The organism is Roseomonas sp. WA12 (genome assembly GCF_054165765.1).
Genome location: NZ_CM135108.1, coordinates 1131682 through 1155941, shown reverse-complemented (window position 1 = coordinate 1155941; position 24260 = coordinate 1131682). Strand labels below are relative to the sequence as shown.

At 69.3% G+C, this 24260-nt stretch carries 27 protein-coding genes; 17 read left to right on the top strand and 10 right to left on the bottom strand.

The window, feature by feature from the left end:
* Positions 1-63 precede the first annotated feature (63 nt).
* Complete coding sequence (hisI, locus tag ACVBD7_RS05570; RefSeq protein WP_458096511.1) at positions 64-615, top strand: phosphoribosyl-AMP cyclohydrolase; 552 nt, start codon at positions 64-66, stop codon at positions 613-615.
* A 54-nt stretch (positions 616-669) separates the two neighbouring features.
* Positions 670-1344 carry a GOLPH3/VPS74 family protein gene (locus ACVBD7_RS05565; RefSeq protein ID WP_458096510.1) on the top strand — a complete coding sequence of 225 codons (675 nt, stop codon included), beginning with the start codon at positions 670-672 and terminating at the stop codon, positions 1342-1344.
* Here the strand turns inward: ACVBD7_RS05565 and ACVBD7_RS05560 are convergent, their stop codons facing one another.
* Entirely contained in the window at positions 1345-1599 is a 255-nt protein-coding gene (locus tag ACVBD7_RS05560) for a SemiSWEET transporter (protein ID WP_458096509.1), read from the bottom strand.
* 92 nt (positions 1600-1691) lie between these two features.
* Here ACVBD7_RS05560 and lpxB point away from each other — a divergent pair, with 92 nt between their 5' ends.
* Positions 1692-2867: a lipid-A-disaccharide synthase gene (gene lpxB, locus ACVBD7_RS05555; protein ID WP_458096508.1), complete on the top strand. Its 1176-nt coding sequence runs from the start codon at positions 1692-1694 to the stop codon at positions 2865-2867.
* Positions 2868-2917: 50 nt separating this feature from the next.
* Here the strand turns inward: lpxB and ACVBD7_RS05550 are convergent, their stop codons facing one another.
* The 3 genes from ACVBD7_RS05550 to ACVBD7_RS05540 form a co-directional block, all read right to left on the bottom strand.
* Positions 2918-3910, bottom strand: a complete 993-nt coding sequence (locus tag ACVBD7_RS05550) for a DUF2382 domain-containing protein (RefSeq protein ID WP_458096507.1) — start codon at positions 3908-3910, stop codon at positions 2918-2920.
* A 66-nt stretch (positions 3911-3976) separates the two neighbouring features.
* Entirely contained in the window at positions 3977-4390 is a 414-nt protein-coding gene (locus tag ACVBD7_RS05545; protein ID WP_458096506.1) for a DUF2382 domain-containing protein, read from the bottom strand.
* Between the two features lie 87 nt (positions 4391-4477).
* On the bottom strand, positions 4478-6781 hold the full coding sequence (locus ACVBD7_RS05540; RefSeq protein WP_458096505.1) for a bifunctional salicylyl-CoA 5-hydroxylase/oxidoreductase: 2304 nt from the start codon (positions 6779-6781) through the stop codon (positions 4478-4480).
* Between the two features lie 123 nt (positions 6782-6904).
* Between ACVBD7_RS05540 and ACVBD7_RS05535 the strand changes: the two genes are divergently transcribed.
* The 8 genes from ACVBD7_RS05535 (at position 6905) to ACVBD7_RS05500 (ending at position 13302) form a co-directional block, all read left to right on the top strand.
* Entirely contained in the window at positions 6905-7654 is a 750-nt protein-coding gene (locus tag ACVBD7_RS05535; RefSeq protein WP_458096504.1) for an SDR family NAD(P)-dependent oxidoreductase, read from the top strand.
* Entirely contained in the window at positions 7651-8160 is a 510-nt protein-coding gene (locus tag ACVBD7_RS05530; protein ID WP_458096503.1) for a MarR family winged helix-turn-helix transcriptional regulator, read from the top strand. Before ACVBD7_RS05535 ends, ACVBD7_RS05530 begins: the two co-directional genes overlap by 4 nt.
* Positions 8157-8966, top strand: a complete 810-nt coding sequence (locus ACVBD7_RS05525) for an enoyl-CoA hydratase family protein (protein ID WP_458096502.1) — start codon at positions 8157-8159, stop codon at positions 8964-8966. Before ACVBD7_RS05530 ends, ACVBD7_RS05525 begins: the two co-directional genes overlap by 4 nt.
* Positions 8966-10144, top strand: coding sequence for an acyl-CoA dehydrogenase family protein (locus ACVBD7_RS05520; RefSeq protein WP_458096501.1), 1179 nt, complete (start codon positions 8966-8968; stop codon positions 10142-10144). The genes ACVBD7_RS05525 and ACVBD7_RS05520 overlap by 1 nt, the downstream gene beginning before the upstream one ends.
* Positions 10126-11784, top strand: coding sequence for an AMP-binding protein (locus ACVBD7_RS05515; protein WP_458096500.1), 1659 nt, complete (start codon positions 10126-10128; stop codon positions 11782-11784). Before ACVBD7_RS05520 ends, ACVBD7_RS05515 begins: the two co-directional genes overlap by 19 nt.
* Positions 11781-12266 carry an acyl-CoA thioesterase gene (locus ACVBD7_RS05510; RefSeq protein WP_458096499.1) on the top strand — a complete coding sequence of 162 codons (486 nt, stop codon included), beginning with the start codon at positions 11781-11783 and terminating at the stop codon, positions 12264-12266. Before ACVBD7_RS05515 ends, ACVBD7_RS05510 begins: the two co-directional genes overlap by 4 nt.
* Positions 12263-12664, top strand: a complete 402-nt coding sequence (locus tag ACVBD7_RS05505; protein ID WP_458096498.1) for a RidA family protein — start codon at positions 12263-12265, stop codon at positions 12662-12664. Before ACVBD7_RS05510 ends, ACVBD7_RS05505 begins: the two co-directional genes overlap by 4 nt.
* A gap of 68 nt (positions 12665-12732) precedes the next feature.
* The gene (locus tag ACVBD7_RS05500; RefSeq protein WP_458096497.1) at positions 12733-13302 is read left to right on the top strand and encodes a cytochrome b; all 570 of its coding nucleotides are present in this window, start codon (positions 12733-12735) and stop codon (positions 13300-13302) included.
* A 28-nt stretch (positions 13303-13330) separates the two neighbouring features.
* On the opposite strand, the gene ACVBD7_RS05495 is transcribed toward ACVBD7_RS05500, so the two are convergent.
* Positions 13331-13477, bottom strand: coding sequence for a hypothetical protein (locus ACVBD7_RS05495; RefSeq protein ID WP_458096496.1), 147 nt, complete (start codon positions 13475-13477; stop codon positions 13331-13333).
* Positions 13478-13588: 111 nt separating this feature from the next.
* On the opposite strand from ACVBD7_RS05495, the gene ACVBD7_RS05490 reads away from it, so the two are divergent.
* The 5 genes from ACVBD7_RS05490 (at position 13589) to ACVBD7_RS05470 (ending at position 18063) form a co-directional block, all read left to right on the top strand.
* Positions 13589-14530 (top strand): MBL fold metallo-hydrolase, encoded by a 942-nt coding sequence (locus ACVBD7_RS05490; RefSeq protein ID WP_458096495.1) that lies wholly within the window; start codon positions 13589-13591, stop codon positions 14528-14530.
* Between the two features lie 116 nt (positions 14531-14646).
* Positions 14647-15861, top strand: a complete 1215-nt coding sequence (locus tag ACVBD7_RS05485; RefSeq protein ID WP_458096494.1) for an NADP-dependent isocitrate dehydrogenase — start codon at positions 14647-14649, stop codon at positions 15859-15861.
* 88 nt (positions 15862-15949) lie between these two features.
* A complete protein-coding gene (locus ACVBD7_RS05480; RefSeq protein WP_458096493.1) occupies positions 15950-16627 on the top strand; it encodes a DUF599 domain-containing protein in 678 nt (225 codons plus the stop codon).
* Between the two features lie 52 nt (positions 16628-16679).
* Positions 16680-17618: a cation diffusion facilitator family transporter gene (locus ACVBD7_RS05475; protein WP_458096492.1), complete on the top strand. Its 939-nt coding sequence runs from the start codon at positions 16680-16682 to the stop codon at positions 17616-17618.
* 61 nt (positions 17619-17679) lie between these two features.
* Complete coding sequence (locus ACVBD7_RS05470; RefSeq protein ID WP_458096491.1) at positions 17680-18063, top strand: hypothetical protein; 384 nt, start codon at positions 17680-17682, stop codon at positions 18061-18063.
* Positions 18064-18069: 6 nt separating this feature from the next.
* Here ACVBD7_RS05470 and ACVBD7_RS05465 read toward each other — a convergent pair whose 3' ends face one another.
* The 3 genes from ACVBD7_RS05465 to ACVBD7_RS05455 are packed head-to-tail and all read right to left on the bottom strand — an operon-like array spanning position 18070 to position 21431.
* Positions 18070-18546 carry a hypothetical protein gene (locus tag ACVBD7_RS05465; protein ID WP_458096490.1) on the bottom strand — a complete coding sequence of 159 codons (477 nt, stop codon included), beginning with the start codon at positions 18544-18546 and terminating at the stop codon, positions 18070-18072.
* Between the two features lie 24 nt (positions 18547-18570).
* The gene (locus ACVBD7_RS05460) at positions 18571-20217 is read right to left on the bottom strand and encodes a peptide chain release factor 3 (RefSeq protein ID WP_458096489.1); all 1647 of its coding nucleotides are present in this window, start codon (positions 20215-20217) and stop codon (positions 18571-18573) included.
* A gap of 44 nt (positions 20218-20261) precedes the next feature.
* Positions 20262-21431 carry a multidrug effflux MFS transporter gene (locus ACVBD7_RS05455; protein WP_458096488.1) on the bottom strand — a complete coding sequence of 390 codons (1170 nt, stop codon included), beginning with the start codon at positions 21429-21431 and terminating at the stop codon, positions 20262-20264.
* 161 nt (positions 21432-21592) lie between these two features.
* On the opposite strand from ACVBD7_RS05455, the gene ACVBD7_RS05450 reads away from it, so the two are divergent.
* Positions 21593-22039 (top strand): hypothetical protein, encoded by a 447-nt coding sequence (locus tag ACVBD7_RS05450; protein WP_458096487.1) that lies wholly within the window; start codon positions 21593-21595, stop codon positions 22037-22039.
* 86 nt (positions 22040-22125) lie between these two features.
* Here ACVBD7_RS05450 and ACVBD7_RS05445 read toward each other — a convergent pair whose 3' ends face one another.
* Together ACVBD7_RS05445 and ACVBD7_RS05440 are read right to left on the bottom strand one after the other, a co-directional pair.
* Entirely contained in the window at positions 22126-22704 is a 579-nt protein-coding gene (locus ACVBD7_RS05445; protein ID WP_458096486.1) for a YcbK family protein, read from the bottom strand.
* Positions 22701-24221, bottom strand: coding sequence for a L,D-transpeptidase family protein (locus ACVBD7_RS05440; RefSeq protein WP_458096485.1), 1521 nt, complete (start codon positions 24219-24221; stop codon positions 22701-22703). The genes ACVBD7_RS05445 and ACVBD7_RS05440 overlap by 4 nt, the downstream gene beginning before the upstream one ends.
* Between the last annotated feature and the right edge of the window lie 39 nt (positions 24222-24260).

Genomic DNA, 24260 nt, shown 5'->3' with positions numbered 1-24260 from the left:
GTGTTCGGGCAGTCCTCGGGGCGCACGGAGGACGCCGGCGCCAGCAGTCCTTATATAGGCGCCATGGCCACGCCTCCCAACCACGCACCCGCCGGCGCTTCCGGCCCCACCCTTCGCGACAGCGGGCCCCACGCCCATTCGCCCGGCAACGGACGTCCGGCCGCCCTGCCGGTCTGGCAGCCCCCCTCTCCCGAGGCCCGCGCCCGCTTCCTCGCCGCCCTGCGTCCCGACGCAAACGGCCTCGTCGCCGCCATCGCGCAGGCCGAGGGAACGGGGGAGGTGCTGATGTTGGCCTGGATGAACGCCGAGGCGGTGGAGGAAACGCTCGCGACCGGCCGTGTCACCTACTACAGCCGCTCCCGCCGCGCCCTCTGGCGCAAGGGCGAGACCTCCGGCCAAGTGCAGCACCTGCTCGACCTCCGCCTGGACTGCGACGGTGACGCGCTGCTGGCCACCGTTCACCAGGACGGGGTCGCCTGCCATACCGGCCGCCGCTCCTGCTTCTCCTGGGGCCTGCAGGACGGGGCGGTGGCGCCGCTGGAACCGGTGCTGGCCGATCCCGCCGCGCTCTACGGAGCGGCACGCGGAACGACCGACGGCTCCGGCGCGGATTGACGCTGAGGCGGGGCCGGCGCTCTCTTCGCGGACCACACGGAATCGGGGTGCTCCATGCCGCTCACCATGCCGGAGGAGCTGCTGCTTCTCATGCTCGATGACCGCAGCGGACGGCTGAACGAAATGGCCGGGCCCGCCTCGGGCTATGCCATGGGCGGCGCCATCCTTGCCGAGCTCGCCCTGCACTCACGGATCGATACCGACACCACGCGCCTCTACGTGACCGACCCAACACCGACGGGCGACCCGCTGCTCGACCCCGTTCTCCTCCGGATCGAGGCGGACACTGGGCCCTTCGCGCGGGAGCCCGGCCGGGCTCATGACAGCCGTTGGTGGATCGAGACGCTGGGCCGCGAGGCCGACAGCTTCCGGGACGCGGTTTTCGCCCGGCTGGTGGCCCGCGGCATCCTGCGCCAAGAGCAGGGCCGCTTTCTCTGGATCTTCCCCGAGCGCCGTTACCCCATGGTCTCCGACAAGGAGGAGCGGGAGGTGAAGGCGCGGCTGACGGGCGTTATCTTTAACGACGACATCCCCGAGCCGCGCGACTCCCTCCTCATCGGCCTGTGCCGCGCCGCTGGCTTGCTGCCGCTGATCCTGGCCGCGGACTCGCTTGAAGCAGCCGAGCCGCGGATCGAGCAGGTGGCGAATCTGGAGGAGCTGAGCCGTTCGCTCGGCAATGCCGTGCGCGACATCTTCATGGAGATGGCGCGCTACACGCCGATGATCTGATCAGCCGAAGCGCAGCTTCATTGCCAGAATGTAGGCCGTGAGCATCATCGTGGCCGCATTGGCGAGGATGATGCCCTGGCTGCCGATCAGCAGCCCATAGACGAGCCACAGCGCCACCCCGGTGGTGAACAGCAGCAGCATCGGCGTGGAGAAGTCCCGCGCCGATCGGCTGCGATGCGTGCGCAGCACCTGCGGCACAAAGGCGAGGGTGGTCAGAACACCCGCCACCATGCCAAGCCACTCCACCTTATCCATCAGCCCCGCTCCCCTCGCCCACGCGGATCCCCTTCCGCCACGTGCCCTGGCCGCCTATGCAACAGCCCATGTCGGAAATCCATCACGGATCCGTGGGTAACGCCACGGGCCAGCCGCCGCTCCTCTACCTCGTAGCCGGCGAAGCCTCGGGCGACGTGTTGGGCGCCCGGCTGATCGCCCGGCTGCGCGAGAGACGACCGGATCTCGCCTTCGCCGGCATCGGCGGCGAGCGCATGGCTGAGCAAGGCGTGGACAGCCTCTTCCCCATGCGGGAACTCGCGCTGATGGGGATCCTGGAGGTGCTGCCCAACCTTCGGAGCCTGGCCCGCCGCATGGACGAAGCGGTTGCCGAGATCACCACCCGCCGACCCGCCGCCCTTATTACCATCGACAGCCCCGGTTTCGCGCTGCGCCTGGCCAGGCGCGTAAAGCCCATGGGCATCCCGGTGATCCACTACGTCGCCCCCCAGGTCTGGGCCTGGCGGCAGGGCCGGGTGAAGGAGATGGCGCACCGGCTGGACCGGATCCTCGCCCTGCTACCCTTCGAACCGCCCTTCTTCGAACGGGCCGGCATTCCCGTGACCTTCGTCGGCCACCCCGTGCTGGAAAGTGGCGCCGACCGCGGCAACGCCGCTCGCTTCCGCGCCACTCATGGCATCGGACCGGAGGAGCGCGTGGTGCTCGTCATGCCCGGCAGCCGTCGCACCGAGATCCGCCGCCTGCTGCCCATCTTCGGCGAGGCGCTGCGCCTCCTCTCGGCCCGTATCCCTGGCCTGCGCCCGGTCGTCCCCCTTGCCGGCCCGGTGGAGGCGTCCGTGCGGGAAGCGGCCTCAGGCTGGTCCCCTGCCCCCATCCTGCTGCGCGGGCTGGAGGAAAAGCACGATGCCTATGCCGCCGCGGCGGTGGGGCTGATCAAATCCGGCACCTCCTCGCTCGAGGTGGCAATGGCCGGGGTGCCAATGGCGGTGGCCTATCGCGTGAACCCGGTGACGGCCGCCATCGCCCGCCGCCTGGTAAAGGTGCGCTACGCCAGCATCGTCAACCTGCTGGCCGATGCGCCAGTCATTCCCGAATTCATCCAGCAGGACTGCCGCCCGGATCGGCTTGCGGCCGAACTGGAACGCCTCCTCGCCGACGGGCCAGAGGCAAAGGCTCAGCGCGAAGGCTTCGCCCGCGTCATGTCGCTGCTTCTGCCGCCGGGTGCGGGCAGCCCCAGCGAGGCTGCCGCTCTTGCCGTGTTGGACGCGGCGCGACTGGACCGGGCATAGAAACGGGGCCGCGGCATCACACCGCGGCCCCCATTCAAGCGACCAGTGGATCAGGCGCCGGCGGGGCGCGTCGGCGTGTTGGTGCCGCCGGCCACACGGTCGTCCTCGACCTCCACCTCGGTGTGGCGAACGGTGTCGGAAACAGTCTGGGTGCGCTCGCCCGCCTCCTTGCGGATGACCAGCTCCTCCTTCACCCGAGCCTCCTTCGAGACAACCGCCTCCTCCGAGTGCTCCACCGCCTCGATGGTGCGCTCGCGGAACGCGTCGTCGGCTGCGGAGAGAGGCAGGTCGACCGCGCGGCGCTCCACCTGCACATGCTCGTCGCGCAGAGTGACGGACTCGCTCACCGGCGTCTCGACCACATAGGAACGCACCCGTACCCGGCCGCGATCCGCCTCGCGCTTGCCGACCCGGAGCTGCTCCTCGACGATCGGGATGCGCTCCTCGTTCGTGGTTGCGCCGGTGGAGACGGCGTTCATGCCACCGCTCGCGGCGCCACCCGCCGTGGCCGTCGTGCCCATTGTATTCGTGGAGGAAGCACCGGTCATCGCGGACATCGGGCCGGCCACGGGGGCCGCGCCGCCTACCGCCGGGGTGGAAGTGCCGCCCATAGTCGCCGCACCGATGGCGGCCGAGGTGTTCATCGGCATGCCCGTGCCGGCAGAGTCGTCAGTGCCGCCAGCACCGCCCTGGTACCCGGCCCAGCCGGCCGAGCGCCACTCGGCCTCGCGGGAATCCAGGTCCACGGCGCCATGCTCCTCGAACACGTCGAGCGCGTGCTCGACCAGCCCGTCATCCACCTCGGCCGAGACCACATAGCCGCCGCGGCGGATGCCCTCGGAATAGGCGTAGCGGTCCTCGTCGGGGATGAAGAGGTCGCGCAGCGAGGCCCAGAAGCCGCGGTCCTCGGTTTCCGTAGCGGTGCCGTTGCTCCCATGGAGGGAGATGCGGTCCGTCTGGATTCCGTCATGGGCGCGCAGATGGTCGACTACGGCTTGCGCGTCGGCCTGGTTGTCGAAAAGTCCGGTGATCGTCCTGGTCATGCGAAATCCTCTTAGGGGGTGAGAAGCGGGTAGGAACACGCGGCGCCAAAGCCCTAAGGCAGGCGTTCAGCTCGCCGCGTCGGAGTCCTGCTGTTCAGGGCCGGGCGAAACCCGCTCGACCGTCGCGTGCTGCACCCGGCGCGTCGCCGGTTGCTCGATTTCGACCGTCTCACTCGTGAGGTGGAGAAGGATCTCCTCCTTCAGGACAAGACGCTTCTCGACGACGAGGACTTCCTCGACGACGGGGATAATGACGACATCGCCTTCCTGCCGGACGCGCGGAACCTCGGTTATGGTCCGCCCGACCGGCCTGCGTTCCACCTCGGCATGCCGGCGGAGAAGCGTCTCGCGCAGAACCTCTTCCTCCACCGAAGTGGAAAGGGAAACCCGTACGCGCCCGGTCTCAACCAAGCGTTTACCCAGATGGAGAGTCTCCTCCACGATGGGCAGCACCGTCTCGGCGTGGTCTTCGCCCGACATCGCAACCTCATCATGGGACTTGGCAAAAACGGCCGAGTCGCAAGGCAGTTGCGGTCTGTTCCGTGACGATGACGAGGGAAGCGGCCGCTAGCGCGCGTGCCGCTTCGGCCGAGCCTTGCGCCTGAGCTCCATCAGGTCTGCCTCCTCCCGCGCCGCGCTGCGGACCACCGCCTCCTGGCCCCAGCGGTATTGCGGCGGGCAGGCGGTGCGGACGCCGTAGCGGGCCGCCGCCTGCAGGGTGAAGGAGGGATCCACCAGATGCGGCCGGGCGAGTGCCACCAGATCAGCCCGGCCCGCGGCGAGGATGGTGTTGATCTGGTCGGGGCTGGTAATGCTGCCGACGCAGATCGTGGCAACCTTGGCCTCGTTGCGGATCATGTCGGACCAGGGCACCTGGAACATGCGCCCGTAATGCGGCGCGCTGTCCGCCACTGTCTGCCCGGTGGAGACATCCAGCAGGTCGCAGCCCTCCTCGGCAAAGGCGCGGGCAATGGCAAGCGTCTCCGCGTCTGTCACCCCGCCCTCGGCCCAGTCAGTGGCCGAGACCCGCACGCTCATCGGGCGGTCCGCCGGCCAGGCAGCCCGCAAGGCCCGATACACCTCCAGCGGGTAACGCAGCCGGTTCTCCAGGCTGCCGCCATAGGCATCCTTGCGGCGGTTGGTGAGCGGGGAAAGGAAGCTGGCCAACAGATATCCGTGGGCGCAGTGGAACTCGAGCATGTCGAAGCCCGCGCGCGCGCCGCGAACCGCCGCAGACACGAAGTCGTCCCGCACCTTGTCCATCTCGGACCGGGTGATCTCGCGGGGGACCTGGCTGTTCGGGAAGTAGGGCTGAGCGCTGGCCGAGACGATCGGCCAGGCGCCCTCCTGCAGCGGCTGGTCCATTCCCTCCCACATCAGCTTCGTCGCACCTTTCTGCCCGGCATGGCCGAGCTGCAGCGCGATGCGGCCAGCGCCATGGGCGTGCACGAAATCGACGATGCGCTTCCACCCGGCTTCCTGGGCATCGTTCCACAACCCTGTGCAGCCCGGCGTGATACGGGCCTCGGGCGAAACGCAGGTCATCTCGGTGAAGATCAGCCCGGCACCGCCCGTGGCGCGCGCGCCGTAATGCATGAGGTGCCAGTCATCCGGCATGCCATCCGTTGCCGAATACTGGCACATGGGCGAGACGACGACGCGGTTGGGCAGCTCCATCCCCCGCAGCCGGAAGGGCTGGAACATGGGCGGCGCACCCTTCACGGCGGGTAGCCCCTGGGCCGCCACCTCCCCCTCGAACAGCGCGCGCGATTCCTCCACGAACTCCGGCGCGCGCAGGGCCAGATTGTCCCAGGTGATGGCCTTGGACCGCGTCATCACGCCGAAGGCGAAGCGCGTCGCCGGCATGTGCCAGAACCGCTCAAGATGTTCGAACCACACCAGCGACACATCGGCCGCGTGCTGGATCTTCTCCACCTCCTCGCGCCGGCCGCCCTCGAACCGCGCCAGCGCCGCTCCCACCGTGCCGCCCTTCTGGAAGGCCCCGTGCAGCGCGATGGCATCCTCCATGGCCAGCTTGGTGCCGGACCCGATGGAATAGTGCGCCGTCGCCTTCGCGTCGCCGATGAGCACGAGGTTCCCCTTGGACCAGCGCTCGCATCGCAGCATCGGGAACTGCCGCCACAGGCTGCGATTGGTGATGAGCCGGTGGCCCTGCAACTCCTCGGCAAAGACCTCCTCCATGAAGGCCGCGCTCTCCGCCTCGCTCATCGCGCCGAGCCCGGCGCGCTCGAAAGTCTCGGGATCCGTCTCCAGCACCCAGGTGCTGGCGCCCTTCTCGTACTGGTAGCAATGAGCGATGAAGATGCCCTCGGGCCGCTCCTTGAAGAAGAAGGTGAAAGCGTCGAAAGGCCGCGTGCTGCCCATCCAGGCAAAGCGGTTGGGCCGCAAGTCCGTCTTCGGCGCGAAATGCGCGGCGTCCCGCTGGCGGATGGCGCTGTTGATGCCGTCGCAGGCCACGATCAGGTCGGCATCGGGGAAGTCCTCGGGCACGGCCTCCCGCCCGAACTCCAGCTCTACTCCCAGCTCACGCGCACGGTCCTGCAGCAGCATCAGCAGCGTCCGGCGCGAGCAGCCGCAGAAGCCATTGCCGCCGATACGGTGGACGGCGCCTTTTGCATGGATTTCGATGTCGTCCCAGTAGGCGAAGGCGTCGGTGATCGCCTGGTAGGAGGGGCGGTCCGCGCGCTCGAAGGCGTCCAGCGTCTGGTCGCTGAAGACCACGCCGAAGCCGAAGGTGTCGTCCGCCTGGTTGCGCTCCACCACGGTGATCCACGCCTCGGGCCGGTCGCGCTTCATCAGGATCGCGAAGTAGAGCCCCGCCGGGCCGCCGCCGATGACCGCGATCCGCATGGGGAAGCCTCCTGAATGCCCGAACTGGATTTAGTTTAGGCTTCAAGCTTTCGCGGTTTCAACAGGCTTGCGGCGGCGCACCGAACCCCTTTAGGCTTCAAGCATCACGGATGGCTTGGGGCGATGGGCTTGCAAGGGCGGCACGCAATGGTGACGGGGGGCGGATCGGGCATCGGCCTGGCGATCGCTGCCGCCCTCACCGCGTCGGGCGCCCACGTCACCGTGCTTGGCCGTCGCGAGACCCCGCTGCACGCCGCGGTCGAGGCCGGCCAGGCGAGCGACTTCGCGGTCGCCGACGTCACCGCCGAGGGCGCGTTTGCCGCGGCCCTCGCCCGCTGCGGCCACCCTTCCATCCTGGTCAACGCCGCCGGTGCGGCCGAGAGCGCCCCCTTTCTGAAGACCGACGCCGCGCTGTGGGACCGCATGCTGCGCGTGAACCTGCTCGGCGCAGCCTCCGCCACCCGCGCCGCCCTGCCGGCCATGCTGGAGTCCGGATGGGGCCGGGTGGTGAACATCGCGTCTACCGCCGCCCTGCGTGGCTATCCCTATGTCGCTGCCTACACCGCGGCCAAGCACGGGCTGCTCGGCCTGACACGCGCCCTGGCGCTGGAGGTGGCGGCCAAGGGCGTCACGGTGAACGCCGTCTGCCCCGGCTTCACGGAGACCGAGATCGTGGCCGAAAGCGTCGCCCGTATCATAGCCAAGACCGGCCGGACCGAGGCCGAGGCGCGCGCCGAGCTGTCCCGCCACAACCCCCAGGGCCGCATGGTGCGCCCGGAGGAGGTGGCCGCCACCGTCCTGTTCCTGTGCGGCGAGGCAGCCAGCGCCGTGAACGGCCGCGCCATCGCCGTCGATGGCGGCGAGGTGCCATGACACCGCCCGACACCCATGTGGATGCCGAGACCGCCCTGGACCACGCCCCGGCCGGCCACAAGGACGACCTCCGCCTCTGGCTTCGGATGCTCTCCTGCGCGCGGCTGATCGAGGCTGAGATCCGCCGCCGCCTGCGGGTCAACTTCGACACCACCCTCCCCCGCTTCGATTTCCTCGCCCAGCTCGAGCGCATGCCCGACGGCCTGACCCCCGGCGAGATCAGCCGGCGCATGATGGTCACGGGCGGCAACGTCACCGGCCTCGCCGCACGGCTGGAGGAGGAAGGGCTGATCGAGCGCCGCGCCGTGCAGGAGGACCGCCGCGCCGTCACCCTGCGTCTCACCCCGCAGGGCCGGCGCGAGTTCACGCGCCAGAGCGCAGCCCATGAGGACTGGGTGGCCGATCTTCTCGGCGGTCTCTCCACCACGGATCGCGCTTCGCTGCTCCGCTTGCTCGACCGCACGCGCCGCGGCGTCCGCGCAGCCATTTTGGAGGATGGGGCATGAGCCTCGGCACGTTCCAGGCCCGGCATGTCCGGCTGAGGGTGGAGGGCAAAGTCGCGCAACTCCTGCTCGACCGTCCCGAGCGCAAGAACCCGCTGACCTTCGAGTCCTACGCCGAACTCGTGCAGATCTTCCGCACTGCAGCGGCGGACGACACGGTCGGCGCCTTCGTCATCTCCGGCTCCGGCGGCAATTTCTGCAGCGGCGGCGACGTGCACGAGATCATCGGCCCGCTGCTCGACCGCGACACCAAGGGCTTGATGCAGTTCACCGCCATGACCGGTGACCTGGTGAAGGCCATGCGCGCCTGCCCGCAGCCTATCCTTGCCGCCGTGGACGGCATCGCAGCGGGCGCCGGTGCCATCATCGCCATGGCGTCGGACCTGCGCATCGCAACCCACCGCGCCAAGGTCGCCTTCCTCTTCAACCGCGTCGGCCTCGCGGGCTGCGACATGGGTGCCTGCGCCATGCTGCCCCGCATCATTGGCCAGGGTCGCGCCTCGGAGCTGCTCTTCACCGGCCGTTCCATGTCGGCGCAGGAGGGGCAGGACTGGGGTTTCTTCGCCCGCACTGTGGAGCCGGAAGCGCTGATGCAGTCGGCCGCCGAACTCGCGCGCCAGATCACCGAGGGTCCCGGCTTCGCCAACGCCATGACGAAGCGGATGCTGGCAATGGAATGGGCCATGTCCATCGAGCAGGCGATCGAGGCCGAGGCCGTCGCCCAGGCGCTGTGCATGACGACCAACGACTTCCGCCGCGCCTACGAGGCTTTCGCGGCCAAGCGCCGCCCCGTCTTCGAGGGCGACTGATGCCCGACCGCGACTTCCTCCTCTGGCCATTTTTTGAAGCCCGCCACCGCGACTGGGCGGCGGAGGTCGAGGCCTGGGCCGCGGAAGATGCCGAGCGCCTGTCGCAGGGCGACACCGACGAGGCCGTCCGCAACCTCACACGCGCCATGGGCGAGGCGGGCCTGCTGCGCGCCGCGGTACCCGAGGACGGAAGGCTGGATGTCCGCTCCCTCTGCATCGCTCGCGACATCCTCGCCCGCCATTCCGGCCTGGCCGATTTTGCCTTCGCCATGGCCGGCCTCGGCACCGGCTCCGTCACCCTCTTCGGTGACGACGCGCTGAAGGCAGGGTTCCTCCCCTCGGCCCGCGCCGGCACGTCGCTGGCCGCCTTCGCCCTCAGCGAGCCCGAGGCAGGTTCCGATGTCGCCGCCCTCGCCACGACCGCCACCCGCGACGGCAGTGCCCATTGGCGGATCGATGGCAGCAAGACCTGGATCAGCAATGGCGGTATCGCCGGCACCTATGTCGTCTTCGCCCGCACCGGCGAGGCGCCCGGCGCGCGTGGCCTGACCGCCTTCCTCGTCCCTGCCGACACGCCCGGCCTGCACATTGCCGAGCGCATCGAGGTCTCCGCCCCTCATCCCCTGGCGACGCTGCACTTCGATGCCATGCGCATCCCCGACGCGTACCGCCTCGGCCAACCCGGTGATGGCTTCAAGGTCGCGATGGCCACGCTCGACGTCTTCCGCGCAACGGTCGGCGCGGCCGCCCTCGGCTTCGCTCGCCACGCGCTCGATCTCACCTTAGGGCGCGCCAGCAACCGCCACCTTTTCGGCGGCCCACTTTTCGATCAGCAGATGACCCAGGCCGCCATCGCCGACAGCGCCGTGGATGTGGAGACGTCCGCGCTCCTCGTCTACCGCGCCGCCTGGCTCAAGGATTCCGGCACGCCCCGCGTCTCGCGCGAGGCGTCCATGGCCAAGCTCCACGCCACCGAGGCCGCGCAGCGCGCGGCCGATCGCTGCGTCCAAATCCACGGGGGGCACGGCGTCGTCCGCGACCACCCCGCGGAAAAACTCTACCGGGAGGTTCGCGCGCTGCGCGTCTACGAAGGCGCCAGCGAAGTGCAGCGGATCATCATCGCCCGCGCGGAGCGCGACCGGGCGAAGGAGACGGCACAATGCAAACCGAAGCCATGATCGCCGACTGGTCCGGCGCCACTCCGGACCTTGCCCCCAGCGCCCATCTCGACAGCTTCCCGCGCGACAACCTTCCACCGCGCGACCAGTGGCCCGAGCTCCTTTTCGATCTGCCGGACTACCGCTACCCCACCCGCCTGAACTGTGCGGTCGAACTGCTGGACCGCAACGTCGAGAACGGTCGCGGGGATCACCCCGCCCTCATCACGCCCGAAGAAACCCTCACCTACCGACAGCTGCAGGATCGGGTTGACCGTCTCTGCAACGTCCTCACCCGCGACCTCGGCATGGTGCCGGGAAACCGCGTCATGCTCCGCAGCGCCAACAACGCCTGGATGACGGCAGCGTATTTCGCGGTGCTGAAAGCGGGCGGCGTCGTCGTCGCCACCATGCCGCTCCTCCGCGCGAAGGAGTTGGGCCAGATGCTGGACAAGGCCCGCATCACCCACGCGCTCTGCGACGTGAAGCTGCGCGAGGAAATGGACAAGGCCGCGGCCGAAGCGGCTGACCTGCGCGAGCTCGCCTACTGGGGCAATGGCGACCTCGAATCCCGCTGCGGTGCGGCCTCCCCAGACTTCACTGCCTGCGACACCGCCGCCGACGATGTCTGCCTCATCGGCTTCACCTCCGGCACCACCGGCCTGCCCAAGGGCACCATGCATTTCCACCGGGACATGCTGGCCATCTGCGACGGCTATTCCCGCCACATCCTCCGCCCCACGCCGGAGGACCGGTTCATCGGCTCCGCTCCGCTCGCCTTCACCTTCGGCCTGGGCGGCCTCGTCCTTTTTCCGTTCCGCGTCGGCGCCACGGGAATCCTGCTCGAGAAGGCCGGGCCGGACGAGATCCTCCCTGCCATCGAGAAGCACCGCGCCACCATCCTCTTCACTGCCCCCACCGCCTATCGCGTGATGGCCGGCAAGGCAGATGGCTACGACCTATCCTCCCTGCGCAAATGCGTCTCCGCCGGCGAAACCCTTCCGCGCGCCATCTTCGATGCTTGGGAAGCCGCAACCGGCCTGCGCCTGATGGACGGGATCGGCGGAACCGAGATGCTGCACATCTTCGTCGCAGCCCCTGAGGAAGCGCTCCGCCCCGGCTGCACCGGCTTCCCCGTCCCCGGCTACAGCGCCGCTGTGCTCGACGATGACGGCCGTGAGGTCCCACGCGGCACGCCGGGCTGGCTCGCCATCCGCGGCCCGATCGGCTGCCGCTACCTCGACGACCCACGCCAGGCCAACTACGTCCGCCACGGCTGGAACATCACCGGCGATGTCTACATCCAGGACGAGGACGGCTACTTTCGCTACCAGGGCCGCGGTGACGACATGATCGTGGCCGCCGGCTACAACATCGCCGGCCCCGAGGTCGAGGGCGCCCTCCTCACCCACCCCGCCGTCCGCGAATGCGGCGTGGTCGGCGCGCCGGACGGAAAAGGCGGCATGCTCGTGAAGGCCTATGTCGCCCTGAAGTCCGACTACCTGCCCGGCGAGACCATCGCGAAGGCTCTGCAGGACCATGTGAAGGCCGAGATCGCCCCCTACAAATACCCAAGGGTCATCGAGTTTCTGGAAGCCATGCCACGCACGGAATCCGGCAAGCTCCAGCGCTTCGCCCTGCGCAAGATGGCCGGCGCGTGACGCGCCCCATCCCGTATCCCGCCTCCGTCCTTCCTCCTGCCGCCTTCCGCGCGCGGGCGAAGGTCCGCTTTGGCGATTGCGACCCGGCGGGCATCGTCTTCTTCCCGAACTGGTTCGCCATGGCCAACGCCGCCATCGAGGACCTGTTCGTGCAGCGCCTCGGCATCGACTTCCACGCCCTGCACAGCACGCGCGGCATCGGCACGGGCTTCGTCCACGCCGCCGGCACTTTCATGCGCCCGGGCGTGATGGGGGACGAGGTGCATCTCACCCCGATCATTCGCCGCGTAGGCGGCGCCTCCTACGCGCTCGATCTGCATATCCATCGCGGCGAGGAAGAGCTGGCCCGGCTCGACCTCGTCACCGCCACCACCCAGCTTGCCACCCGCACCAGCACGCCGGTGCCGCCAGACCTGCGCGACGCCCTCCTCCGTTACCAGACGGAGTGCAGCGTCGCCTCCGGCCAGGAGATCCCCGCATGAGCGGCCCACTCGACACTCTCCATCCCTCCGGCTGGCCCGCCCCGCGCGGATACTCCAACGGCATGGCCGGGCGCGGGCGCGTGGTGCTCGTCGGCGGGCAGGTCGGCTGGGACGAGACGGGCCGCTTCGCCCAGGGCTTCGTCGCGCAAACCGAGAGGGCGCTGCGCAACATCCTCGCCGTGCTGGCCGAGGCCGGTGCCGGTCCCGAACATATCGGCCGCCTCACCTGGTATGTCGTGAGCATGGAGGAGTACCGGGCCTGCCTGCCGGAGCTCGGCCGCGCTTATCGTGCCGTGATGGGCCGCAACTTCCCCGCCATGGCCCTGGTCGGCGTCGTGGCTCTCGCCGAAGCCGAGGCGCGGCTGGAAATCGAGGCGACCGCAATTATCCCGGACTGATTCCTCTCCGGCGTGCATCCCGGCCCGGTGTCGCCTAAACCTCTGTCCATCTTGTGAAGGGCTGGCCTGTGCGACGGGACCTCCTCATCGACAGTCCCGCTCGCTACGGGCTGGTCAGCCGCGTGTTGCACTGGGGCATGGCGGCGCTCTTCGCGTGGCAGTTCGCGGGCATGGCGATCAAGCTCGCCCTCGGCCGTCACCCGGTCTCCGCCTTCTTCGTCGGCAGCCATGCGAGCTTCGGCACGCTGCTCATGGTTCTCGTGCTGATCCGCGGCACCTGGGGCCTGCTGAACCTGCGGCGCCGCCCGCCGCATGGGACGGGTTGGCTCGGCCGGGCGGCACAATTCGGCCACCTCACGATTTACGGATTGATGCTCGCCGTCCCTCTTCTCGGGCTGTTGCGGCAGTACGGCTCCGGCCGCGCTTTCGCAGCCTTCAGCATCCCACTCTGGGGCGCAACGGGAGAAACTCACCCATCGCTTGTCGGCGCCGGCGACGCCGCCCATGGGGAACTGGGCTGGGTCCTCCTCGCCATCGTGGCCGGGCATGTGGCGATGGTGGCCTTCCACGGGTTGGTCCTCCGCCACGCTGTGCTGCCCCGCATGGCGGGCCCGCTGCGGGACGCCCGGCTGCGCTGACCTCTCGCCGGGTCACGGCCCGCTTGACTCAGTCGCGCGGTGCGGCGCTCGCACCGGCAGGGCGCGGCACCGGCAACTCCCGCTCGGCCGCGCAGGAACACACTACCTGCCCATCGGGCAGGCGGTTCGGCACGGTCGGTTCCCCGCAATGCGGGCATTCACGGATCGGCTCCACCCCGGTCCTCCTCCTGGCCCCTCTCATTTGGTGCGAAACCCGCCCCGCGCAGGGGGACATCGCCAGGAAGGTGCGGCCGGCCCATCCTGGCGCATCAAAGGAGCGCATCCGATGCACCTTCTCCGCCGTCACCTGCTGGCCGGTCTCGCCGGCACGTCGCTGCCCCGCCTCGTCCTCGGCCAGTCTCCCGGGACAAGCCAAAGCCCCCGCACCTACCGGTTCCGCCTGGGCGAGATGGGCGGCATCGTCGTCAGCGATGGGGGGCCGCTGGCCTTTCCCCCCAGCGTCCTTTTTCCCGATGCGCCGGAGGGCGGCGCCGCGCGCAATCTGGCCGCGGCCGGCCTGACGCCCGACCTTGTCTCCATGCAACTCAACGCCGTGGTGCTGGAGTCCGGTGGCCGGGTGGTACTGATCGATACGGGCGGGGGCGCCGACCCCGGCATGCCCAGCACCGGCCTGCTGCCCGCCTCCCTCGCCGCCGCGGGGATCGATCCGGCGCGGGTGGACCTCGTCCTGCTCACCCATTTGCACAGCGACCATGTCTCAGGCCTCGTCGATGCTGCGGGCAACCCGCGCTTTCTCCGGGCCCAGGTCGCCGTGACGGAGGCCGACCTTCGCTTCTGGACGGAGGAGACGAACCGCGCCGCCCTCGGCGTGTACGGATCGATGATCGACGGCGCCCGCAGGAATCTTGGCCCCTATCGCGACCGCCTGCTGATGCTGCGGGACGGACAGGAAGTGGCACCTGGCATCACCCCGGTTTTCACCCCCGGCCACACCGTCGGCCATGCGGGCTTCCTGCTCGCTTCAAGCGGCGAGACCCTGATGGTGCTAGGGGATCTGGTGCACAGTCCGGCCATTCAGCTCCGGAATCCGGACTGGCGGCTGGCCTTCGACACGGATTGCGCGCTCGGTGCCGCCACCCGCAGCCGGATGCTGGACCGCCTCGCGGCCGATCGGACCCGCGCCCTGGGCTACCACTTCCCCTGGCCGGGCCTCGGCCGCGTCGCCCGGTCCGGCGATGGTTACGCCTGGGAGGCCGAAACGGCCTGACCCCGCCTTGAACGGGCGGGGGCACGGTGCGAATGTCCGGCCCGTCGCCGGGGGTGCCCCCGGCCCAGCCTTTTTACCCGGCGGGATAGCCCGCCCGTGACAGAACGAGGATCGGAATGGCCAAGATCAAGGTGAAGACCCCTGTCGTGGAGATGGACGGGGACGAGATGACCCGGATCATCTGGGGCTTCATCAAGGAGAAGCTGATCCTCCCCTATCTCGACATCGACCTGAAGTACTACGACCTCGGCGTCGAGTACCGCGACCAGACCGATGACCAGGTGACGATCGACGCCGCCAACGCCACCAAGCAGTACGGCGTCGGCATCAAGTGCGCGACCATCACGCCGGACGAGGCCCGGGTGAAGGAGTTCAACCTGAAGAAGATGTGGAAGTCCCCGAACGGGACCATCCGCAACATCCTCGACGGCACGATCTTCCGTGAGCCCATCATCTGCCAGAACGTGCCTCGTCTGGTTCCGCACTGGTCCAAGCCGATCGTCGTCGGCCGCCATGCCTATGGCGACATCTACCGCTCGGTCGAGATGAAGGTGCCCGGCGCCGGCAAGGTCACCATGACCTACACGCCCGAGGGCGGCCAGCCGCAGGAGATCGGCGAGTTCGCCATGCCCGCCACTGGCGGCGTCGCGATGATGATCCACAACCTGAACAAGTCGATCGAGGGCTTCGCCCGCGCCTCGCTGAACTACGGGCTGGCCCGCAACTTCTCGGTCTACTTCAGCCACAAGAACACGATCCTGAAGGCCTATGACGGCACCTTCAAGGACATCTTCCGCAAGATCTACGACGAGGAGTTCAAGGCCGAGTACGAGAAGCGCGGCCTCACCTATGAGGACCGGCTGATCGACGACATGGTCGCTTCCGCCCTCAAGTGGGAAGGCGGCTATGTCTGGGCCTGCAAGAACTACGACGGCGACGTGGAGTCCGACATCGTGGCCCAGGGCTTCGGCTCCCTCGGCCTGATGACCTCCGTGCTGCTCTCCCCGGACGGCAACACGGTGGAGTCCGAGGCCGCGCACGGCACCGTCACGCGCCACTACCGCGAGCACCAGAAGGGCCGCGAGACGAGCACGAACCCGATCGCCTCCATCTTCGCCTGGACCCGCGGCCTCGCCTATCGCGGCAAGTTCGACAACACGCCGGACCTAGTGGAGTTCGCCAACACGCTGGAGCGCGTCTGCGTCGAGACGGTCGAGGCCGGCCACATGACCAAGGACCTCGCCATCCTCATCGGCAAGGACCAGCCCTGGCTCAACACCCAGGCCTTCCTGAACAAGCTGGACGAGAACATGCAGAAGGCGCGCGCCTGAACCCCGCGCCCAAGCACAGGGCTTGCTAAGCTAGCAGGGGCGGGTGCCGAGAGGCCCCGCCCCTTCCTTTTTCTCCGGCGGTCATCCCATGCCCGGGTTCCTCACCCCCTTCGACATCCTCGCCCTCGCGGTTTTCACCCTCTGCTGGGTCGGCTACGCGGCCGTGGTAGATCGCGTGCCCTCCATCCGTCGGCTGAGCGTGATCCACGCCATGGACGAGCACCGCCGCCGCTGGCTGGTCGCCTCCGTCCCGAAGGAGAACCGGATCGCCGACGTCGCCATCGTTGGCAATCTGATGTCCTCCACCTCCTTCCTCGCCAATACCTGCATCTTCATCATCGGCGGCGGCATGGCCCTGCTGGCCTCGCCCGAGATCGGCCAGCGCGTGCTGGGCGCCATGCCCTTCGCGGAAACCCCGAGCACCGGCGGCTGGGAAGCGCGCGTCCTGCTCCTGCTGGTCATCTTCGTCCGCGCCTTCTTCGAGCTGACCTGGGCGCTGCGCCAGTTCAATTACGGCTCCATCCTCATCGGCGGCCTCGGCCAGACCCAGGCCGCCATCCGCGGCGCCGAGATCGCGGCCGAGGTGGTCAACCGCGCCGCACGGCACTTCAACACCGGCCTGCGCGCCTACTATTTCGGCCTCGCCGTCCTCGCCTGGATGGTGCACCCCTTCGCCTTCGTCCTCGCCTCACTCTGGGTGGTGTCGGAGCTGCACCGGAGGGAGTTCCGCTCCGCAGTCCAGGCCGCGCTCGCCGCCAACGGCTGACCGCGCAAATCACCCTCGCCTCCCGCGTGGCGTGAGGGCATGCTGCCCGTCCGTGAAGCCAGCCTCTCCGACCCCCACAGCAACTCCCGATGCGCTGGCCATCAAACGCGAGCGCTCAATCCTCGTGGCCTGCCTGCTCGACCTGTCGCTCATCCTGCCGTTCCTCGTTGTCGGCCTGGTGGCGAACACCCTCACACTGGTGGCGGAGGCGCTGCGCGGATCCCTGATGGTCGCGCTTGAACTGGTCCTTTTCGTCATGCTGCGCCGGATCCATCGTGGCCGCATGACCGAGTACGACTACGGCGTCGGCAAGCTCGAACAGTTCGCCAATCTCGGTATCGGCATCGCGATGGGCGCATGCGGCCTGTGGCTGCTCGTCTCCTCCGTCACGCGCTGGTGGCACCCGCCGGAGAAGGCCGCGACGGGGCTGCTCTTCGCCACCGTGCTCGCCGCTCTGAATATCGGCCTCAACCTCCTGGCTCTGCGCGCCCTGTGGCTGGCCGGGCGGGATGGCACGTCGGCGATTATGACCGTGCAGATCCGCAGCCGCACGGTGAAGCTGCTCTCCTCGGCCCTCGTCGCCACGACCATCGCCGTGAATGCCGCGGCCGAGCTGATGGGCGGCGGCCCGGCCTGGCTGGCGCCCCTGGCGGAGGCGGTGGGCACCGGCTTCGTCGGGCTGGTGATGGTGCAGCTGGCTGTCGCTCTGTGGCGAGAGTCCGTGCCGCATCTGCTGGACCGCAGCCTGGACGAGGCGCGCCAGGCCTCGATCAACCGCGCTCTCGCCCTCCACTTCGTGGAATATGACGCGCTCTTGGGCGTGAAGTCCCGCATCGCCGGCAAGCAGGCCCAGGTGGACGTCGCCCTCGGCTTCGCCCGCGAACGCCAGATCGGGGACATTCAGCGCGTAACGGACGCAGTGGCCGCCGAGATCGGCACGCTCATCCCGGGCTCGGTCGTGACCATCACCCCGGTCGCCGTGCCAAGCTGACCCTCCGGCGTCTTTCCCGGCCCTTAGGCGTTAAAATAAGGCGCAACGGCGGGAGGATCGAATGGCGCTGCTGGTTCTCGGTTGGCTCCTGCCCCCCGAGGAGCGCGAGGCCCTCCTCGCCCTGGTGCCGCCCCACTACGAGTGCGTTGTCGCGCATCATGTCACCCTCAGGCCGGGAGTGAAAAGGAACCATCCCCTGCCCCACGAGACCAGCGGCCGCGTGATGGGCCTCGCCGATAATGGACAGGGCGTGCAGGCCCTGGTCGTCGAGATCGGCGGTACAACGAACCGCCCGGACGGTTCCACCTACCACATCACCTGGTCCCTCGGGCCCGGCCGCAAGCCCGTGGACAGCAACGGCGTCATTCGGGGGCACGGCTGGACGCCGCTGGAGACCCCTCACCCCGTCCGGCTGGAACCCGCCCTCTTCGGCTCCACGCAATAGGGGCGGTTAGCCCGCCGCGGGTCCCTGCCCGGTAAAGCCAAGCTTCCGCAGGGCCGCGATCGACCGCTCCGCCGAGACGTGATGGACGAACACGCCCCCCTTCGCCTCCCAGCCCTCCCGCGCGGAGGCACGGTCATCCACGAGCACATGCCCCGGCCCGGACCAGCGCGGCTTCTCCCGGCTCATGCAGGTGATCACCGGCACATGCGCCCCCAGCATTCGCGCGACCCACTGCTTTTTCTGCGCCGGGGCCCAGGCGCCGAGCGGGAGGCCGGTCAGGATGGTCGGGTGATGCGGCTCGCAGAAGCGCCACAGCGCCTCCGCGTCATGCATGAAATCGAGCGTAGCGAAGAAGGCCGGTGCCCTGGCCAACGACGCCCACATCCTTTTCAGCGGCAGCTCCTCGGGTCGTCGGCCCGTCACCGCCTTCACGCCGCGGTCGAAGTCCGCGAGCACCCCGTCCAGGTCGAGGAACAGGTTCACCCGATCCCCCGGCCCGCACGGGCATCAGGCCGCCTCGTGCTGCTCCCGCAGCTTGAGGAATTTGAGCATCGGCCACTCCTCTTCCGCCCGGTTCCGCCGCCAGTCGCTCGTGAAGAAGGCGACCAGCGCCCCGTCATGATCTTCCGCTGTGTCATGCGGCGCGGATTGCCGGAACTTCTCCATCGCCGCCTTATCGTCTGATACGACCCAGCGCATCATCCCCCAGGGCGTCGCCTCGTAGCGGCTGGGCACCGAGTATTCCGCCTTCAATCGCTCCGCGAGCACATCCAGCTGCAGCGCGCCGACCACGCCCACGACGGGCGGCGTGCCATCCAGCGGGCGGAACAGCTGCACCACCCCTTCCTCGGCCAGCTGCTCGAGCGCGGTGCGGAGCTTCTTGCCCACCATCGCGTCCTCGATCATCACCCTCCGCAGCAGCTCCGGCGCGAAGCTCGGCACGCCCCGGAAGTTCAGCACCTCGCCCTCGGTCAGCGTGTCGCCGATCCGCAGAATGCCGTGATTGGCGATCCCCACCACGTCGCCCGGCCAAGCCTCCTGCGCCACCTGGCGGTCCTGGGCGAAGAAGAACAGCGGCGCGTTGACCGGCACCTGCTTGCCCGTGCGGGTCTGCCGTAGCCGCATCCCCTTCTCCAGCCGTCCCGAGCAGATGCGCAGGAAAGCCACGCGGTCCCGGTGGTTCGGGTCCATATTCGCCTGGATCTTGAAGACGAAGCCCGTCAGCGCCGCCTCGTCCGGCTGCACCCGTCGTGTATCGGCAGGCCGAGCCCCCGGCTGAGGCGCGAAGCGCGCCAGCCCCGCCAGCAGATGCCCCACGCCGAAATCCCGCAGCGCCGAGCCGAAATAGACCGGCGTCATCGTCCCCTGGCGGAAAGCCTCCAGGTCGAAGCTCGGGAAAGCCCCGGCCAGCTCCGCGCCCTCGCGCAGCGCCGCCGCTTCGTCGGCCGGCACCAGCTCGTCCAGCCGCGGATCATCCAGCCCGGTCAGCTTCACCGGCGCCGAGCCATCGGCCATCAAATGCAGCGTCGGGTCCAGCACGTCATAGGTGCCGAGGAAACCGCGCCCCGCCCCCACCGGCCAGGCCGCCGGTGTCACGTCCAGGGCGAGCGTCTTTTCGATCTCGTCTAGCAGCTCAAAGACGTCCCGGCTCTCCCGATCCATCTTGTTGATGAAGGTGATGATCGGAATGTCGCGCAGCCGGCACACCTCGAACAGCTTGCGCGTCTGCGCCTCGATGCCCTTGGCCGCGTCGATCACCATCACGGCCGCGTCCACCGCCGTCAGCGTCCGGTAGGTATCCTCCGAGAAGTCCTCATGCCCCGGCGTGTCGAGAAGGTTGAACACCACCCCGTCCCGCTCAAAGGTCATCACCGAGGTCGCGACCGAGATGCCGCGGTCCTGCTCGATCTTCATCCAGTCCGACCGCGTCCGCCGCCGGTCGCCCTTGGCGCGCACCTGGCCGGCCATCTGAATGGCGCCTCCGCGCAACAGCAGCTTTTCCGTCAGCGTGGTCTTGCCGGCATCCGGATGGGCGATAATGGCGAAGGCGCGCCGCCGAGCTGCCTCGACGGCCACGATATTGGCCTCGGGCGCGCGGTTATGCCCGATCCCGGCAGGGGCCGCGTCGGCGCTGGGCGAAAGGGTCTGGTCCATGCCGCCTATCTGGCCGTCCGGCGCCGCCTGCGCAACACGCAGCCCTACCCGTAGCGTCGCCGCAGCGCGTTCAGCACCACCGTCATGAAGGCCCCGAACAGGATCACCCCGGCCACCGGGCGCGGGGAGCCATCCGCCAGCAGCCCCACGGCCATGCTGCCGAGCGCCGCAACCGCGAACTGCATCGTCCCCAACAGGGCGGAGGCCGTTCCCGCCCGCTGCCCGTGCCGCGCCATGGACCCCACGGCCGAGTTGGGCAGGACGAGGCTGCCCGCCGTCATCAGCAGCACGATGGGCGGGAACACCCCCCACATTCCGCCCAGCCCCGTCCAGGCCAGCACCGTCAGGATGATCGCCGCCAGCAGCACGACCGAGGACGCCACGCTCAGCACCCGCCCCGACCCGAAGCGCCCCACCAGCATCGGGTTGAGCTGCGCCCCGCCGATGAAGCCTAAGGCCGTGCAGCCGAAGATGATGGCAAAGCCGGAGGGCGAGATCCCGAAATGCTCGATGAAGATCGCCGGCGCGCCGCTGATATAGGCGAACATGCAGAACATCACCGCCGAGCCGAGCAGCGCATGGGTGATGAACACCGGCTCCGACAGCACCCGCCCGAAGCCGCGGAACAGCGCCGCCGGCCCCAGCACCAGCCGCTTCTCCGGCGGCAGCGTGTCCGGCAGCAGCCGCCAGACGAGGAAGCAGGACAACGCCCCATAGCCCGCCATCACCCAGAAGATGGCGCGCCACCCCGTCGCCCCCAGCATCAACCCGCCCAGCGAGGGCGCCAGGATCGGCGCCGCCCCCATCACCAGGATGAGGCGGGACATCAGCCGCGCCGCCTCCAGCCCCGTCGCCATGTCCCGCACGATGGCGCGCGGGATCACCGCGCTGGCCGAGGCCCCGAAGGCCTCCAGGAAGCGGAAGGCCGCCAGCCAGCCCATGCCAGGCGCCAGCGCGCAGCCGATCGAGGCGGCGGTATAGACCAGCGTGCCCACCATCAGCGGCCCGCGCCGCCCGAAGCGGTCCGACAGCGTCCCCTGCGTCACCTGCCCCAGCGCCAGTCCCACGAACCAGGTCGCCAGCGTCAGCTGCGCGCTGCCCGGACCGGTGCCGAAATCCCGCTCCATCGCCGGAAAGGCCGGCAGGTACATGTCGGTCGAGATCGGGTTGATGGCGGTCAGGAAGCCGAGCAGCAGGGGAAGCCAGACGGGCATGGTGTCCTTCGTCGCGGTGCTCCCCTTGCTGCGCCGCAGCAGCCCGCCTGGGAAGCGCTTTCTGCGCAGCCCCGCCCAGACCCCGCACCATCGGCCCGAATTATCTTGCGAACGATTATCATTACCGGCAACCTCTCCGGGCGCTTCACCCGGAGAATCCCATGGCCACTCGCGGCCTTCCCAACTGGCCCTGGACCGACGCCGCCCCGGACGACCTACCGCCCGCCGAGGCCGTGCTGCTCGATGCGACCCGCGGCTGGGTTGAGGCGACGCGCAACGGGACGCCCACGCTCGCAGCCCTGCGCCTGCCGCTCGTGACCGAGGGGATCGAAGAGGCCGACACGGCTCTGGATGCCACGCTCCGCGCGCTTGCCTGCCCAGGCTCCATGGGCTGCCGCCTCTGCCCCCGCATCACCTCCGCGGAAGGCCGGCTGCTGCTGGGCCTAGCCCTCGCCCAGCGCGCCACGCGGCGCGAGGCCCTGGCCGCCTTCCTCCAGCTCGCGCCCCCGGCGGCGGCCTATGCGGCGCTCGGGCCGGCCCTGGCGGCTGGGTTGGTCATGCGCCGCGCAGGCCTGCTAATGGCCTACCCGTTGCGGGCGACTTCGTAGGGAAGAAAGGCCGGGAGGAATTATCCCCCCGGCCCTCTTCCATTCCTGTCAGTAGCGCTGGAACGCAGGCAGAGATCGCCCCCGAACTACCAGCGGCGGGATTGTCCGCAGTCCAGGTGGACGAAGCCGTCACGGCGGTACAGGCCGACACCTCCCAGGCCCATGGTCGCAGCAAGCCGCGCCATCTCGTAGGAATTGCGCCCGGGCAGCCGCATGTCGCCGGCCATACCGGACATGTGCAACGACACCGTCGAGACTCGCCCAGTCAGCCGCGAATTCGTCTCGGGTGTGCGATATCCACTGATCACCTCGAAGGCGTCCGTCGCGTCCATCCGGTTGGCGACGGCATTCATCACATCGAACAGCCGCGGATCCATTGGCGTGACCTCCTCGCGCGAGAGGTCGCGGAACACCCAATCCAGCCGCCGCAGCGCCTCGGTGACGTAGCGGCCATCGGCGAAATAGACGCCCGAGAAGGCATCGCTCGTATAGGCGCGCTTCACGTTCAGTCGCCGGGACCCGCGCGACACCTGCGCCTCCACGCCGCCGGCGGATGCAAACAGCCCTACCCCGGCCGCGATCAGCGAGCGCCTCCCCAACCGCGCGCCCGCACAGCACGGGCATTCCGGCTCATGCGGCCGATTGCCGCCCAGCACGCGGATCACCGCCCCGCCCCCGCGATCCGGATTCCCGCGCGGTCCATCTCCCGGACATAGGCCGCGTCCAGCCCGTAGATATCCGGCCGCACGCGCACCCGCGTCCCCTCGACGGTCGCGGTGGAGTAGTGCAGCCGCACCGGCAGCGCCCGCCGCAGCCCCACAGATTGCGTCGCGCGGCTCTCAAAGGCGCGCTGAATGCGCGCCGCGTCCCAGCCCATGCCGTCGAGAACGACATTGAGCAGGGCGTCCGGTTGCGCCAGCCGAATGCAGCCGGAGGAGAAGGCACGGTCCGGCCGCGCGAACAAGCTGCGGTCGGGCGTATCGTGCAGGTAGATGTCGTCGGAATTGGGCATGATGAACTTGATCCGTCCGAGCGCGTTGCCGTCGCCGGCGTCCTGTCGGATGAGATAGGGAAAGCGGTCCACGCGGACAGTGGACCAGTCCACGGTGGCGGGATCGACCTCCACGCGCTCACCGCCCACCACGGAGTAGAGGCGGAAGCCCTTGGCGGTCATTCCCGCCGGGTCGCGGCGGAAGCGGGGCAGCAGGTCCTCGCGCGCGTTGCGCTCGGGCACGCCCCAGGTCGGATTGAACTGCACGGTGGTCATGCGTGCACGCATGGTCGGCGTGGCACGCACGGGCTTGCCGACGATGACGTCCATCCGCAGCAGAACCCGATCCCCCTCCTGCACCGTCAGCAGGTAGTCGGGGATGTTGACCTCGATGCGCCGCTCGTCGCCGGCGCGCACGGCGTTGCGCCGTGTGTCCAGCGCCGCGCGAAGCTGCCCGACACGCGCGCTCGCCGGGCGGTTCAGCAGCCCCTGGCTGATCGGGCCGACCTTGCCGTCCACCTCCAGCCCGCTCGCCGCCTGCCAGCGCCGCACTGCAGCCTCCAACGGCGCGTCAAAGGTTTCGCCGCCATCGCGCGCTGCGGCCAGCACGGGATCCTCGGCCCGCAGCCGGGCGCGCAACGCGGGGATGCGCGAGGCATCAACCATGCCGGGCTCGATCATCCCGCCTTGCGGGATCGACTGCCACCCGCCCGCGGTCACCACGGCCGCGGCCTTCGCGAGCTCCGCCCGCAACGCGGCGGCGCCCTCCGGCAGGTTCGCGGCGCGCTCGATCACCCCGGCCGGCTCGGCCGCACCCACCAGATCAGATTGCCAGCGCGCAAAGTCCGTGGTCGCGTCGCGCTGGATGTCGCCACGATTGGCAGGCTGTCGCACACGCCCGAGCACCAAATCCGCCATCGCAGCATTTGCCGCATGGTAGACGGCCGCATGGAACGTCGCCGGCTCCGCGCTTCCCATTGCATCGGGCGGGATCGCATAGGCCACGGGATCGAGCCCATCCCCCCGCAGCTTCCGCAGCCGCGCAGCCAGGCGGAACACCGCGTCCCAGCTTTGCGGTCCGGGGCCGGCCGCAGCGGGGGACGGCTCCGCGGCACTCGCGGGCAACTGGCCATGACTGATCGCGGGCAGCAGGCCCGCCATCAGTCCGGAGAGGGCGTCGCGTCGTCGCATGGGCGGAGGCATACCCCCCGCCGCCCCCCGCTGCAAAGC

Excerpts from the sequence above, each read along its gene's own strand:
- ACVBD7_RS05480 (WP_458096493.1), top strand. The coding sequence starts at position 15,950 with ATGCCCGGGTTCCTCACCCCCTTCGACATCCTCGCCCTCGCGGTTTTC.
- ACVBD7_RS05460 (WP_458096489.1), bottom strand. The coding sequence starts at position 20,217 with ATGGACCAGACCCTTTCGCCCAGCGCCGACGCGGCCCCTGCCGGGATC.
- ACVBD7_RS05545 (WP_458096506.1), bottom strand. The coding sequence starts at position 4,390 with ATGTCGGGCGAAGACCACGCCGAGACGGTGCTGCCCATCGTGGAGGAG.
- ACVBD7_RS05550 (WP_458096507.1), bottom strand. The coding sequence starts at position 3,910 with ATGACCAGGACGATCACCGGACTTTTCGACAACCAGGCCGACGCGCAA.
- ACVBD7_RS05560 (WP_458096509.1), bottom strand. The coding sequence starts at position 1,599 with ATGGATAAGGTGGAGTGGCTTGGCATGGTGGCGGGTGTTCTGACCACC.
- ACVBD7_RS05525 (WP_458096502.1), top strand. The coding sequence starts at position 8,157 with ATGAGCCTCGGCACGTTCCAGGCCCGGCATGTCCGGCTGAGGGTGGAG.
- ACVBD7_RS05470 (WP_458096491.1), top strand. The coding sequence starts at position 17,680 with ATGGCGCTGCTGGTTCTCGGTTGGCTCCTGCCCCCCGAGGAGCGCGAG.
- ACVBD7_RS05565 (WP_458096510.1), top strand. The coding sequence starts at position 670 with ATGCCGCTCACCATGCCGGAGGAGCTGCTGCTTCTCATGCTCGATGAC.
- ACVBD7_RS05490 (WP_458096495.1), top strand. The coding sequence starts at position 13,589 with ATGCACCTTCTCCGCCGTCACCTGCTGGCCGGTCTCGCCGGCACGTCG.
- ACVBD7_RS05440 (WP_458096485.1), bottom strand. The coding sequence starts at position 24,221 with ATGCGACGACGCGACGCCCTCTCCGGACTGATGGCGGGCCTGCTGCCC.
- ACVBD7_RS05450 (WP_458096487.1), top strand. The coding sequence starts at position 21,593 with ATGGCCACTCGCGGCCTTCCCAACTGGCCCTGGACCGACGCCGCCCCG.
- ACVBD7_RS05530 (WP_458096503.1), top strand. The coding sequence starts at position 7,651 with ATGACACCGCCCGACACCCATGTGGATGCCGAGACCGCCCTGGACCAC.
- ACVBD7_RS05535 (WP_458096504.1), top strand. The coding sequence starts at position 6,905 with ATGGGCTTGCAAGGGCGGCACGCAATGGTGACGGGGGGCGGATCGGGC.
- hisI (WP_458096511.1), top strand. The coding sequence starts at position 64 with ATGGCCACGCCTCCCAACCACGCACCCGCCGGCGCTTCCGGCCCCACC.
- ACVBD7_RS05515 (WP_458096500.1), top strand. The coding sequence starts at position 10,126 with ATGCAAACCGAAGCCATGATCGCCGACTGGTCCGGCGCCACTCCGGAC.
- ACVBD7_RS05520 (WP_458096501.1), top strand. The coding sequence starts at position 8,966 with ATGCCCGACCGCGACTTCCTCCTCTGGCCATTTTTTGAAGCCCGCCAC.
- ACVBD7_RS05505 (WP_458096498.1), top strand. The coding sequence starts at position 12,263 with ATGAGCGGCCCACTCGACACTCTCCATCCCTCCGGCTGGCCCGCCCCG.
- ACVBD7_RS05540 (WP_458096505.1), bottom strand. The coding sequence starts at position 6,781 with ATGCGGATCGCGGTCATCGGCGGCGGCCCGGCGGGGCTCTACTTCGCG.
- ACVBD7_RS05455 (WP_458096488.1), bottom strand. The coding sequence starts at position 21,431 with ATGCCCGTCTGGCTTCCCCTGCTGCTCGGCTTCCTGACCGCCATCAAC.
- ACVBD7_RS05485 (WP_458096494.1), top strand. The coding sequence starts at position 14,647 with ATGGCCAAGATCAAGGTGAAGACCCCTGTCGTGGAGATGGACGGGGAC.